Source organism: Terriglobia bacterium (assembly GCA_020072645.1).
Classification (GTDB): Bacteria; Acidobacteriota; Terriglobia; order Terriglobales; family Acidobacteriaceae; genus Angelobacter.
Genome location: JAIQGK010000009.1, coordinates 225,892 through 238,851, shown reverse-complemented (window position 1 = coordinate 238,851; position 12,960 = coordinate 225,892). Strand labels below are relative to the sequence as shown.

Genomic DNA, 12,960 nt, shown 5'->3' with positions numbered 1-12,960 from the left:
CCTTTCATATCTCTGATAGTTGATGTGTCCTGGCTGTTTCATTACCGCCCCCTGCCGCGTGGCTGGCCTTGCTGGCCGTGCTGTTGAGCTGGAGCCTGCTGCCGCGGAGCTTGCGGAGCCTGCTGCACTGGATGACTCTGTTGCTGGCGGCTTTGCTGGCCGCGCTGGCTGGACGCTCGGGGATCGAAAGAACCACCGCCTCCACCACCACCCTTGAAGACAGATGGCGGCTGGCGCTGCACGTCCGGCTGCCGTGGTTGCGGCGGTGCTGGATTTGTCCTGGGAACCTGCGCGGGAAGAGTCGTGTGTGGAACTTGTTGCTGAATATCAGGGCGGCGTCCTTCAGGTCGAGGAATGTTGGGTTGCTGGACCTGTGGTTGCTGGACCTGCGGCCGCTGAACTTGCGGTTGCTGAATGTCAGGCCGATGAGTTTCAGGTCGAGGAATGTTTGGTTGCTGAACCTGTGGTTGCTGGACCTGCGGAGTCTCACGACGGCGGTCTTCAGGTCGAGGAATGTTTGGTTGTTGAACCTGCGGTTGTTGAACCTGCGGGGTTTCACGACGGCGGTCTTCAGGTCGAGGAATGTTTGGTTGCTGAACCTGCGGTTGCTGGACCTGCGGAGTCTCACGACGGCGGTCTTCAGGTCGAGGAATGTTTGGTTGCTGAACCTGCGGTTGAGGCTCTTGCGTGCGTCCGCGATGAGATTCAATGTGAGGATCATTGGGATCGATGGTGCGGCGAATTATTTTGTTGTCAGGGTGCTGATTGCCCGGACTTACCGGCGCGGGGCGGGGGCCGGCGTTGGTTCGCTGACCGGCATCGGTGCGCGGGCGGCGCACATTGTTGTAATCCACGCCACGATGGACGCTGTTGTAGCGGTCCAGCGCGCCATAGTTAACGTGCCGATCAAGGACGTGACGGTTTGGCGCCACGTTGCGATATCTATCGTTGACGTAAATGTTGTTGATATGGATGTGAGAGCGCGAACGCGCGATCCAAACCGGGCCGCCGCCTCCCCAGCCATGATAAAAGACGCGATGATGACCCCAGTCGCAATCATGATTGAGCCATGCGCCAATGAGAAACCCCGTGCCGAACCAGAGAGCAGAGCTGACATAGTATCCCGGGTACGAGGCAAAGATGACTGCCGGATCATAGTATGGGACATAGATATATTCCGGTTGTTCCGGATAAATATAAAGATAGCCGTCGGTCTCAACGATTTGCTGCTGCGGCGAGCTGACCAGATATCCGCGGGAGCGGGCCTGCCTGCGCAGGCGCTGCACGGCATCCATGAGATCAGAAGACTGGTTGACGTAGGCCTGGCCGAGCGAAGTGGTCCAATCGATTTTGTCAGCCATCATGGAAAGCACGGTGGGATAGTGCGCCACGGCTTTCACGCTTACATCCCAGGGCGCAGAATCAATGGCGTATCCGGCGCCATAAGCGCGGACGGTGCGGGCCGCTTCATCAATCTGGTCAGGAAAAGTTGCTGCCAGCAAGACCTGCGCGAGCAGCGGATCAGGATACAGCGCAATGGGCGCAACCAGGTTCTCCAGTTGGTCGGCTGAGAAATAGGTTTCGTATCCCTGGTCATATCCTTCGTCCTGGGGCGATAGCGCGTTCGCAAGTGGCCGCGCCCCGGCGGAAGGAACCGCGAATGTGATTGCGAAGATAAGTAAGAATGCCAAAAATTTCTTCATGCCCAAATCCTTCCCTGGTACGCAAACTCTGGCCATGACGAGCCTGACAGACGGACGCCAAGACATTACGAGTGTGACATCAGGATCGCGCACGATCTGTGATGTGGCTCACATTTAGTGGCTGTGCAATTTTGCACATCCCGCGCATGCGATGATGGCTGCGTGCTCGATAACGCGCAGGTAATGCGCAGTTTTGCAAAAGTGCGGATGCGTAGTGGGAGAAAGCGGCGGCTCGATTACAATATCGCTTCCGAAAAAAAAGGAGATCGCCATGCGCGCGGTGCTGTGCAAAGAATGGGGTGGTCCAGAAAAACTGGTGGTTGAAGATGTACCTTCGCCAGCGATTAAAAATGGCGCGGTGCGGATTGCCGTGCAAGCCGCCGGTATCAATTTTGCCGACCTTCTGCTGATCTCCGGCCAATACCAGGAGAAACCCGCGTTTCCGTTTACGCCCGGCATGGAATGTTCCGGCACGGTCACTGAAGTGGGCGCGGGCGTGAGCAGCTTGCGCGTTGGCGATCGGGTAATGGCGCTGACCGGTACAGGCGCGTTTGCGGAAGAGGTTGTGGTTGACGCGGGCCGCGTATACAAAATTCCTGACTCCATGGATTTCATTTCCGCCGCGGGATTTCCCGTGACGTATGGCACGTCGCACGGCGCGTTTGACTGGCGCGCGCATCTCCAGTCCGGCGAATGGCTGCTGGTCTTTGGCGCCGCTGGTGGCGTTGGGCTCACAGCAGTCGAAATTGGCAAAGCCATGGGCGCGCATGTGATTGCGTGCGCCAATGGCCCGGAAAAACTTGCTATCGCCAAAGAGCACGGCGCGGACCACCTGATTGACTATTCGCGGGAAGACATCCGCGAGCGGGTGAAGGCCATTACGGGCGGCCATAATGCCGATGTGATCTATGATCCGGTGGGCGGCGACGCGTTTGACGCCGGCCTGCGCTCGATCGCATGGTGCGGACGCATCATTATTATCGGTTTCACTTCCGGACGCATTCCCCAGATTCCCGCCAATATCGTGCTGGTCAAGAACATTGACGTAATCGGCTTTTACTGGGGATCGCATCAGCCGCGCAAGCCGGAGCTTCTGCGCGACTCCTACAGCAAACTGCTGCGCTGGTTTGAAGAAGGCAAACTCAAGCCACACGTCTCGCAACACTTGGACCTCAAGGATGCCGCCTCGGCCATGGAACTGCTGCGGCAACGCAAGTCGACAGGCAAAGTGGTGCTGACGACGGGCAGAGTCTGACACGAGAGAGCTAATTTCGGATTTCTGTAGCATTCGCGGCGATCCCGCGAGTACTACGGCGTTGCTTGTGATCTGTGTCACTGTCTGCGATCATCACCTCCATTTACATTGGGCTCAAGGAATAAGAGCCCGTGCATGTAGAACTCAAACTTACTGACATTCTGTTCGGCTGCTGGCACAGGCGACTCAGCTTTCCCTTTTCACCCAGGCCCGGCGAACCCAGACCTGCTGCCGCATGGCAAACGGGAACGTATGTTACCTGCCTGAAGTGCGGCAAACAGTTTGCCTTTGACTGGGATGAACTTCGGATCGTTCAGCGCACGTCAAAGCCGACACATCGGCAGCCCATAGCGGAGCCAGGAAGACATTATTGATCGTGATCAGTGATCATCGATCATTGATCGAGAGCCCATCTTTTCCTGCGCACCCGTCCTGATGTGCTCCGGCCGGAATCCAATGCCAACCACGCGCGCGGGGAAGCGGCGAAGGTAGGGAAATCGACGGAACAATTTTAGAAACCAGGGAAGCGATATGGGTTTTGTCGCGCCCAGTACGCGCCTGATCACGTTGTTCTGTATCACCAGTTGCATGCGTTGCGTGGCCCGTGTTGGAAACATCCGTCGGCGCTGCACTGCCTGAAGATCTTCGACAGAAGGAGTTCCTTGCCGCAGCTTGCTGCTTAGGATATTCGCGGCAGCCACTGCGTCCTGAATGGCCAGGTTGATTCCAACACCTCCAATCGGCGACATGGCATGCGCCGCATCGCCAATGCACAACAACCCCGGACGAAACCAGCGCGCCAGCCGGTCCACCGCCACAGTAAGCAGGCTTATATCTTTCCAGTCTCGCAATTCCTCCACGCGGTCGCGGAGAAACGGAGACAGTGCGGCAATCTCTTCGCGGAAAGCGGTTAGCCCCTTGCTCTTGATCTCTTCACCCCGGCCCTTGGGAATCACGTACGCGCACTGCCAGTAATCTTCACGGTCCAGCATTACAAAGATCTTGCCGGGTTCCACGTGGCCAAAAGTCTGCGCCGGATCGGTAGAGCGCCGGCTCAAGCGCATCCAGAAGACATCCATGGGCGCGCCCAGGTCGATGACCTGCAACCTGGCGCGTTCACGCACCACAGAATGGCGGCCGTCTGCGCCGACTGTAAGATCCGCGCGAATCTCCATCACGCCTGTGGGCGTCTTCGCAACCACGCCCGCGATTGCGCCGTTGTCTTCTAGCAGATCAACCACCTCAGTCTGCATCATGAGGCGGAAAGCCGGATACTGCCGCGCATGTTCGACAATAAAGTTCAGGAAGTCCCACTGCGGCATGAGCGCCAGGAACTTGCAATGGGTTGGCAGGTGGCGGAAATCGGCGATGGTCACCATCTCCTTGCCCACCTGTCCGCCCAGTTCAAGTATTTCCTGATGCGGACGCTTGAGAAAATCTTCCAGAATCCCCAGCTCATACATCAGTTCCAGCGTTGAAGGATGAATGGTGTCACCGCGGAAATCACGCAGAAAATCCGCATGCTTTTCCAGCACACATACATCCACGCCCGCTCTGGCCAGAAGAAAGCCCAGCATCATGCCGGCTGGTCCTCCTCCGGCAATGCAGCAACGAGTGTGGATGGGGTCGGTCATTCGAGGGACTCATGATCATGGTAGTGATCAGAGACAACGTCAATCAAACCTCCTGGCGTTCCGGGATGTGCCTGTGCGGCTAAGCCTTGCAGATCCATGAGGTTGCGCGTTTTATTTGAACACGTTCATATTTTCATTGACTTCCAAATTTACGTGCGGCATATTATGAACATGTTCAAATTCGGGCAGCGTTGATGGCCAAAAACCCCCAGATGGCACAGCGAAGTTGCAAATCATCAGCGGAAGGAATGAACCATGGATAAGCGGAAATTGGGCTGGCTTATTGCAATCGCAGGCGCAGTGGTGGCAAGCGTGTGGTACCGGGTGACGGTGTTTGAACGGCTGGAACAGACCTCGGCGCTTTTTATCGGGATTCCCGCACTGATCGCTGCTCTTTGCGTGCTGACGCCGAAGCCGGCCAGCGCTACGGGAACGGCATTGAAATCTGTGACGCTTTTCATCGGCATTTCCGGCGTGTTTCTTGGCGAAGGGCTCATTTGCATCCTGATGGCATCACCGCTCTTTTATTTGGTCGCCATCATCATTGGCATTGCGCGTGACCGGGCCGATAAACAGTCCACCATCGTTTCCTGCGTGCTTATTCTGACGATGGTTCCAATCAGCAGTGAAGGCACTCGTCCGGGCTTATCTTTCAGCCGCGAGGAAACGGTAACCGCGGAGCGCATGCTTGTTGCAACGCCAGAACAGGTGAATGCAGCGCTTGCCGCTCCGCCAAAGACCAACAGCACTCTTCCACTGTATCTGCGGATGGGCTTCCCCAGACCTGTGAGCGCAAACATTCAGGGAACTGCGGTAGGCGCGCGCGAAACCATTCACTTTGCCGGAGGGGAAGGCAAGCCGGGCGATCTGGTGCTGGAAGTTGCTGAGCACACGGACAGGCGGTTGCGTTGGCGTTCCATTTCAGACACCAGCCATGTGGCGCATTGGCTGAAGTGGAAAGAGTCCACTGTTGAGTGGGCAGCCGTGGATGCTTCCCACACACGCGTGCGATGGACATTGCACTATCGGCGCCTTCTGGATCCGGCCTGGTACTTTGGCCCGTGGGAACGCTACGCAACGCGCCTGGCGGCGGACCAGCTGATTCAAGATGCAGCTACGCCGAGGTGAACATTGAATCGCACATTCATCATTCGGGCAATCTCGCTGTATGTTCCGCTTGTGTCTGCGCTGGCGCTTTGGAACTGGCGCAAGCCGGCGCAGCGAGAGGCCACAGGCGCTCTGCTGGCAACCGCGTGGAACCTGCCTGCGCTGCTCGGGGTGAACCTGATGGCAATGCATTTCGGCTGGTGGAGTTTCAGCGTGAACGGCGGCACCTTGTTCGGAATGCCCGTGGACCTCTGGATCGGATGGTCAGCTTTCTGGGGGACTGCGGCCGGGTTGCTGTTTCGCTATACACCTCTATGGATCGTGGCCATAGTACTGGGAATCGCCGACCTGGTCCTGATGCCGATGTGCGCTCCTGTGGTGATGCTGGGAAAGAGATGGTTGATCGGTGAATGCATTGCTTTGTCCGTATGTGTGGCCCCTGGCCTTTTGCTGGCCCGCTGGACACGCGATTGCCGCAGCGTGAAGCGACGGGCACTCCTGCAGACAGTGTGCTTCAGCGGTTTGTTCCTTCTTTCAACCGTGGCGGTGGCCAACGCCTCAGAAAGACTTGAGCGGTTGGCGCACATCACGTCACTCCATCTACATTTGCTGGCGATAGCAATCTTTCTGGCCGCGCTGCCCGGTGTCAGTGCGGTGCAGGAGTTTGCTAAAGTCGGGCAGGGAACGCCACTGCCTTTTGATCCACCACAGCAACTGGTGCGCAGCGGTATTTACCGTTACATTGCCAATCCCATGCAGAGTTCCACAGCGCTGTTGCTGATTGTGATGGCTATTGGGCTAAGGCTCCCATGGCTGCTGCTGGGATCTCTGGTTTCCATTGTGTACAGCGCCGGCCTGGCACACTGGGACGAAGACAGTGATTTGCGACAGCGCTATGGTCAAAGCTTTCTTGACTATCGCAGGCAGGTACGAAACTGGCTGCCGCGGTGGCGTCCTGCAATTAACCAGCCGGCGCGCATTTATCTTGCAGAAGATTGCTTCAAGTGTTCCCAGATGGCGGCCTTCCTGAAAAGCTTGACGCCTATTGGGCTGGAGGTTGTTGCGGCTGAAGACCATCCACGGCGCAATCTGGAGAGGATGACCTACGAATCAGACGCAGTTGAAGACGATGGGCTGGCTGCGCTGGCGCGGGCCATGGAGCATGTGAATCTTGGTTATGCATTAGCCGGTATGGCCTTGCGACTTCCCGGCATCAACGCCGCATTACAGGCAATTGTTGATGCAAGCGGCGGAGGGCCAATGCCGGTTAGACGCAGGAGTTGTGAGATTCCGGCGCCGAGGATCCAAAAGACTGCTAAGTAATCGTTCGCACCTTACCGAATCCGATGATGGAAGATCAAATCCCCTCAAGTTTTGCGCGCTCCGCTTCGCTGCGCGCGGGCCGTCGGCAGAGTGGAAAGGACTTGTTTTTCAGATTTTCGGCCCGACTGAAGTCGGGCCCTGACACTTGTGTCGCGGTGGAGACGCATTGTGATCAGGACGCATTTGGGTGTCGCCGCATAACCCAACAGGAAGAAGACCGCGCGTTTGGTGTGGCCGCCTACGGGGCTCCTCTTCTGCTCTAAAAATCGACCCAGGCTTACGCTTCACAGCTAGACTGTTTCGCGACTCCGGGCTGAATCGTCGCTGGTTCTGGCGATTTCGTGTGCTGAAATTGCTGATCCCATAGAATGTTGATCGCTTTTTAACGGCTATTGGCAGGATTGACCTCGTAGTGTGGGGGGAACCGAATCGCGCTATTTTTTCTCAAAATCCATCACTTTTCTATTGCTTTGTTCGCCCTATATTTGCTATATTGTGAGGGTACTTCAGCCGGGAGCGGCGTCGGCGGGAGGAGCAGCAAGCGACAAAGGCTTGCTGGCCGGGGAAACCCGAAACGGCCTGCAACTCTGTGGTCTGTGGCCTACCGTTTGGGTCCCAGTTACCGCGGCCCCTTAGGACCTGAAGTGTGAGCCGGCTGAGGCTTCATTTCGGAATGAAAAAGCTCCTTTGGTAGGGGGCCGTGGTGTGCGAAAAAGCAGCTAGCAGCTAAGCAATTAGCAACTGGCAATTAGCTTTTGTGTTTCAGATTCATTCATCCCTTCTATTTGGTATTTAGTAATTGGTATTTGGTAACGGACAGGCACGAGTCCTTGTGAATATCTGTCCGCGCACACGTGAGTGAGCTCCGTGTAAATTCATAATCCAAGCAGGCGAGGGCTTCTCAATCCCATTAAGCAAAATCGGGCATTGATAGGACCCTAGCTTGCGCTCTACGTTGTCCGAACAAACCCAAATGCACACAACAGGCAAGAGTGCCTGTGCCGTAGTACAGCACGCACCGAGGGCGGCTGCGCTCCATATAGCCCGTTTAACGAAATCACGTCCGCTCGTCCAGCAATAGCAAATTGCAAATTTTAAAAACCTGAAGTCACCCAAGCAGCATTCAGCAACCAGCAAATAAGACCACAGTTTTGAAAAATCTAAAGCCACCCAAAAACCTGGGTGGCTTTTTTATTGGGAGAAGAAGATGACCAATCAAAAAGCAAACAGGAAGATACGCAAACCGGGCAAGACGAAAGAAGAGATTATGTCCGCCATTACCAGGTGCGCAGAAAAGCTGGGACGCGTGCCGAGCCTTACAGATCTGCAAAGGACGAGCAAGGTGAGTGAATCGGCCATTAGAAAGCACTTTGGCAAGTACAGCTGGGCCCTCCGAGACTGCAAGCTTAGGACCGAAGGAGACAGCCGGAAGGCGGACATGCCGGATTTGTTTCGAGACTGGGCTACCGTAGCAAGACAGCTAAAGAAGATCCCCAGCGTGTTGGAATACACCCACCTTGGCAACTACAGTGAAACGCCACTGAGAATGCGTTTTGGAAGTTGGAAACACGTCCCATACGGATTGAAACAATATGCAGAGAAGCACGGACTGGCAGAGGAATGGAAGGACATCCTGGAACTGATTACGGCGAATGACAAAAAAGCCGAGGGATCCATGATGCAAGAGCAGGGGGAACAATCCTTGAAGCGGTGGAAGGCGCTAATTGACAGGCCATTATATGGAGCCCCGATGAAGCCTTGCGCGCTGGCGTATTGTCCGACGAATGAGGCGGGGGTGCTGTTTCTATTTGGTTCCCTGGCGGTGGAACTGGGTTTTATGGTGACAGGTCTGCAAGCGGCGTTTCCGGATTGCGAAGCGATGCGCCGCGTGGAGGGCGGAAAATGGCAGCCGATATGGATTGAATTTGAATATCAAAGCCGCAATTTTCTGCAACATCTGCACGATCCGAATGGATGCGACCTGATTGTGTGCTGGGAGCATAACTGGCCGGAGTGTCCCATTGAGGTGATTGAGCTGAGATCGCTGATGGGACACTAGGGAGATTGCCAAAATGAAAAGCAAAAAGGTTTGTCCGCAGATTAACGCGGATGAGCGTGGATAACGCCAAAATCCTTGAAACACAGAGGAACGGAGGAAGCGGAGGAACTCTTGTAACGGATGACACGATCAGCAGGACCTGCGGTGCGAGGTGAGAATCTTTTCTCCCCGCACCGTGTTCTAATACTCCTTGATGAAATTCTTGCTCGCCCTCGCGCTGTTGCTCGTGTTGCCGCTGTCTCTTGCCGCACAATCTCCGCCCCGCATCTTTTTCTCTGACCTTGAAAGCGGCCCCAACGTTGGCGGACAGAAAAATCTGGGCGTCTGGGTGACGATCTGGGGCAAGGGCTTTGGCGCGGAGCGCGGCGCTTCAACAATAACAATCGGCGGCGGCGCGGCGGCGGACTATCCTATATGGTCTGATACGAAGATCACCTTTCAACTGGGGCCTGCGGCGAAGACGGGCCCGATCGTCGTGAACGTGAAAGGGAAGAGTGGCGACGGCGCAAGCAACGGTCTGCCTTTCACTGTCCGCGCGGGAAAGATTTATTTCGTCGCGGTGAATGGCAGTGACCGGCGCAATGGAAGCGTTCAATCGCCGTGGAAAACGATTGTCCATGCCAAGGACCGCATGTCCGCGGGCGACGTGACTTATATAAAAGACGGCGTGGCGCAAACTTCTGAAGACCACTTTACCGCGTACATGAGCATGGACCGCGATGGCGGCAACAACTCCGGCAAAGCGGGCGCGCCCAAGGCGCTGGTGGCGTATCCGGGAGCGCGCGCGACGATTGGCAAAGCGTACGGCCTGGACTATGGCATTCGCACGCCGAACATTCAGGCGCGCGAGGATTACTGGGTGATCTCGCAACTGCATATCATCGGCGGCAAGCAGGCGATTGATATGGGTGGCGCGGGCTGGAAGATTGTTGGCAATGACATTGAATGTCCCGGCGGCGATGGCCAGGTGGGATGCGTGCAAGCGAGCGGCGCCAGCGGCATAAAGTTTTATGGGAATGAAGTGCACAATGCCGGCGCGGGACCGGTGGCGTCAAAGTTTTATCACGCGGTGTATTTCAGCACGGACTCCAACCACATTGACGTTGGCTGGAACCATATTCATGACAACATGACGTGCCGCGCCGTGCAGTTCCATTCGTCGCCGCTGTGCCGCCCGGATTGCGGCGCGCGCGACCAGACAGGCCATGACCAGTTTGATCTTCACGTGCATGACAACCTTATCCATGGCGATAGCTGCAACGGAATAAACTTTGCCACCGTCGATCCCAGCAAAGGCCCGGTGGAGGCGTATAACAACGTGATCTATCACGTTGGCGTGGCCGATCCTAAAGATGGCGGCGGCGCTTTTTCCTGTATCTATGTTGCGGGCATCACGAACACCGGCCCTGTGGGCACAGGCGCCGTGGAAGTATTCAACAATACTTTGTACGACTGCGCAGCCAATCGCTCGCGAAACTCTGACGGTTCACGCGGCGCGTTTAGCGTGGGGGCCGCGCCGGCGGGATTGACGCTCCGTCTGCGCAATAACATTGTGTATCAGCTGCCCGGAGAAGTTTATCTTGACGGCAACAAAGCGCAGATTACCGGCGAGAAAAATCTGTGGTTCGGAGCAGGGAACGCGCCGGGGCAGACCGCTGCAAACATAAACGCCGATCCGCAATTCATCGATCTGGGAAAATTTGATTTCCATTTGCGCGGCGCCAGCCCGGCACGCGATGCGGGCGCAACCGTGCTGCCGAATAATCCATTTGATCTGAGCAAGGGCGGCGCGACGGATAAAGATGGTGTGGAGCGTCCGCAAGGAAAGGCATTTGACCTGGGCGCGTATGAAGCGCCGGAGTAAAAAGTATTTTGTGTTTGGCGACGCTACTCTGTCGCGTTGCCGGCGGCCAGGCGAAGCAGTCCACGAAACTTTTCTGTCTGCTCCTGGTCTTCTTTGGTATCGTGCGCGAACTCAATCCCGTAATTGTAGCCGCGGCGATGGCGCACCAGGCCCCGCGCGCGAACAGGTCCAGCGGCAAACGGCGGCGTAAACTCAATCAGCACTTCGTCGCCCGTCTTGAGCTCCATGCCGGCAAACACCAGAACGCCTCCCTCCGACATGTCATTTCCACGGCCGGCCATTATTTTTGTTGTGCCGTCCTTGGTATGAATAAGTCGAATAGGAAGATTGAGCCGGTACCGCTGCCAGCGTCTGAAAACCGCTCTTTCTGGAGACACCTTGCCACCCGGGACCGAACGTAAGCGCGCTTGCGTTGCCATACACGGATGATATCCGTAGAAATTCCAGAGTAGAAGGTTACCGAGGTATCAAGCTTAACTACTATTTCCACAGGAAATACGGGGTTACACCTTAGCCGCCGAACCAACCCCGCTCTGCTCAAGGCTGGCTCATGGCGCAAAAAATGGCTGGCCAATCACGGCCAGCCCATCGAAAGAGAGGAAGCTACAAGGGCCCAAAACTTTAGCAGCGCACGATCTTAGCGCTCTGAATGCCTTTCGTCGCGTTGCGCGTGTCCACCACAAGGTTCGCTTCAGCCACAATCTGCGCGTAATCGTACGACGAATGGTCTGTCACGATGACTACGGCGTCATATTGGCCAAGATTTTCCAGTGGCGTGTTTTTCATTTCCAGATTGTATTTGCGGCCGCGTCCCACGTATTCAAAGAACGGATCGTTATAGCTGACCTTTGCGCCTTCTTTCTGCAGCAGCTCAATAATCGTCAGTGACGGCGACTCGCGCAGATCGTCAATGTCCTTCTTATAAGCCACGCCCAGCACCAGGACGTTTGCTCCGTTCAGGCTCTTGCGCTGCGTGTTCAGCGCCGCCGCGGTCGAAGCCACGCAGTGATACGGCATGTTCAGGTTGATCTCTCCGGCCAGCTCAATGAACCGCGTATGGAAGTCATACTCCTTGGCTTTCCATGAGAGATAAAAAGGATCAATCGGAATGCAGTGTCCGCCCAGTCCCGGCCCCGGATAAAACGGCTGGAACCCAAACGGCTTGGTTGAAGCCGCTGCAATCACTTCCCAAATATCGATTCCCATGCGCAGGCTCAGCAACTTAAGTTCATTCACCAGTGCAATGTTCACGCACCGATAGATATTTTCCAGCAGCTTCGTCATCTCCGCCGCCGCCGGCGTTGAGACCGGAACGGTCTTGTGAAAGATGGTGCCATACATCTGGCGACCAAACTCAGTCGCCTTCTTGTTCAGCCCGCCCACAACTTTTGGTATGTCGCAGCGCGCCACCGTGTCATTGCCCGGATCTTCGCGCTCCGGAGAAAACGCCACATAGAAAGTGTTTGCGGCTTCTTCATCGCCGCGCGCCGCCTTCAGCCCCAGCGGATTCTTCTCCAGGATCGGTATCAGCAACTCTTCCGTCGTGCCCGGATACGTCGTGCTTTCCAGCACTACCAGTTGTCCGGCCCGCAGGTGGGGAACAATCGCTTCCGCTGTCGCTTCAATAAAGCTCAGGTCAGGCTCATGGTGATCATCCAGCGGAGTCGGCACGCAGATGATGATCGCGTCCATGTTTGAAATCTGTGAGTAATCGGCGGTCGCCGTAAAGCCTTTGCTTTTGGCCGCCTGAATTTCGGTTTCGGGGATCCGCACAATGTACGATCCGCCGCGCTTAATGATGTCAACTTTCTTTGCGTCAACGTCAAAGCCGGTTACCCGGAAATCTTGTTCGCTGAAAAGCAGCACCAGCGGAAGGCCAACGTAACCCAGGCCAATCACGCCAATTTTTGCCGTGCGGTTTTCCAGCTTGGTGGTCAATGAATCAGAGGGCGTAGCTATATATTCCAAAGTGCTCATAATGCTTTCGATTAGGGCATTTCAGCTGCCAACTTTCA

The 12,960-nt window shown here is 55.9% G+C and carries 9 protein-coding genes; 5 read left to right on the top strand and 4 right to left on the bottom strand.

Going from position 1 to position 12,960, the window contains the following annotated elements; genetic code table 11:
- Positions 1 to 41: 41 nt before the first annotated feature.
- The gene (locus tag LAO76_14470) at positions 42 to 1,703 is read right to left on the bottom strand and encodes a DUF3300 domain-containing protein (protein MBZ5492134.1); all 1,662 of its coding nucleotides are present in this window, start codon (positions 1,701 to 1,703) and stop codon (positions 42 to 44) included.
- Positions 1,704 to 1,974: 271 nt separating this feature from the next.
- On the opposite strand from LAO76_14470, the gene LAO76_14465 reads away from it, so the two are divergent.
- Positions 1,975 to 2,958, top strand: a complete 984-nt coding sequence (locus LAO76_14465; protein MBZ5492133.1) for an NADPH:quinone oxidoreductase family protein — start codon at positions 1,975 to 1,977, stop codon at positions 2,956 to 2,958.
- 380 nt (positions 2,959 to 3,338) lie between these two features.
- Here the strand turns inward: LAO76_14465 and LAO76_14460 are convergent, their stop codons facing one another.
- Entirely contained in the window at positions 3,339 to 4,592 is a 1,254-nt protein-coding gene (locus LAO76_14460) for an FAD-dependent oxidoreductase (protein MBZ5492132.1), read from the bottom strand.
- Between the two features lie 255 nt (positions 4,593 to 4,847).
- Between LAO76_14460 and LAO76_14455 the strand changes: the two genes are divergently transcribed.
- The 4 genes from LAO76_14455 (at position 4,848) to LAO76_14440 (ending at position 10,945) form a co-directional block, all read left to right on the top strand.
- Positions 4,848 to 5,720, top strand: coding sequence for an SRPBCC family protein (locus LAO76_14455; protein ID MBZ5492131.1), 873 nt, complete (start codon positions 4,848 to 4,850; stop codon positions 5,718 to 5,720).
- A 3-nt stretch (positions 5,721 to 5,723) separates the two neighbouring features.
- The gene (locus LAO76_14450) at positions 5,724 to 7,022 is read left to right on the top strand and encodes an isoprenylcysteine carboxylmethyltransferase family protein (protein ID MBZ5492130.1); all 1,299 of its coding nucleotides are present in this window, start codon (positions 5,724 to 5,726) and stop codon (positions 7,020 to 7,022) included.
- Positions 7,023 to 8,229: 1,207 nt separating this feature from the next.
- A complete protein-coding gene (locus LAO76_14445) occupies positions 8,230 to 9,081 on the top strand; it encodes a hypothetical protein (GenBank protein MBZ5492129.1) in 852 nt (283 codons plus the stop codon).
- A 193-nt stretch (positions 9,082 to 9,274) separates the two neighbouring features.
- Positions 9,275 to 10,945, top strand: coding sequence for an IPT/TIG domain-containing protein (locus LAO76_14440; protein MBZ5492128.1), 1,671 nt, complete (start codon positions 9,275 to 9,277; stop codon positions 10,943 to 10,945).
- A gap of 23 nt (positions 10,946 to 10,968) precedes the next feature.
- Here LAO76_14440 and LAO76_14435 read toward each other — a convergent pair whose 3' ends face one another.
- The gene (locus tag LAO76_14435; protein ID MBZ5492127.1) at positions 10,969 to 11,364 is read right to left on the bottom strand and encodes a PilZ domain-containing protein; all 396 of its coding nucleotides are present in this window, start codon (positions 11,362 to 11,364) and stop codon (positions 10,969 to 10,971) included.
- A 202-nt stretch (positions 11,365 to 11,566) separates the two neighbouring features.
- Positions 11,567 to 12,922, bottom strand: coding sequence for a nucleotide sugar dehydrogenase (locus LAO76_14430; protein ID MBZ5492126.1), 1,356 nt, complete (start codon positions 12,920 to 12,922; stop codon positions 11,567 to 11,569).
- Between the last annotated feature and the right edge of the window lie 38 nt (positions 12,923 to 12,960).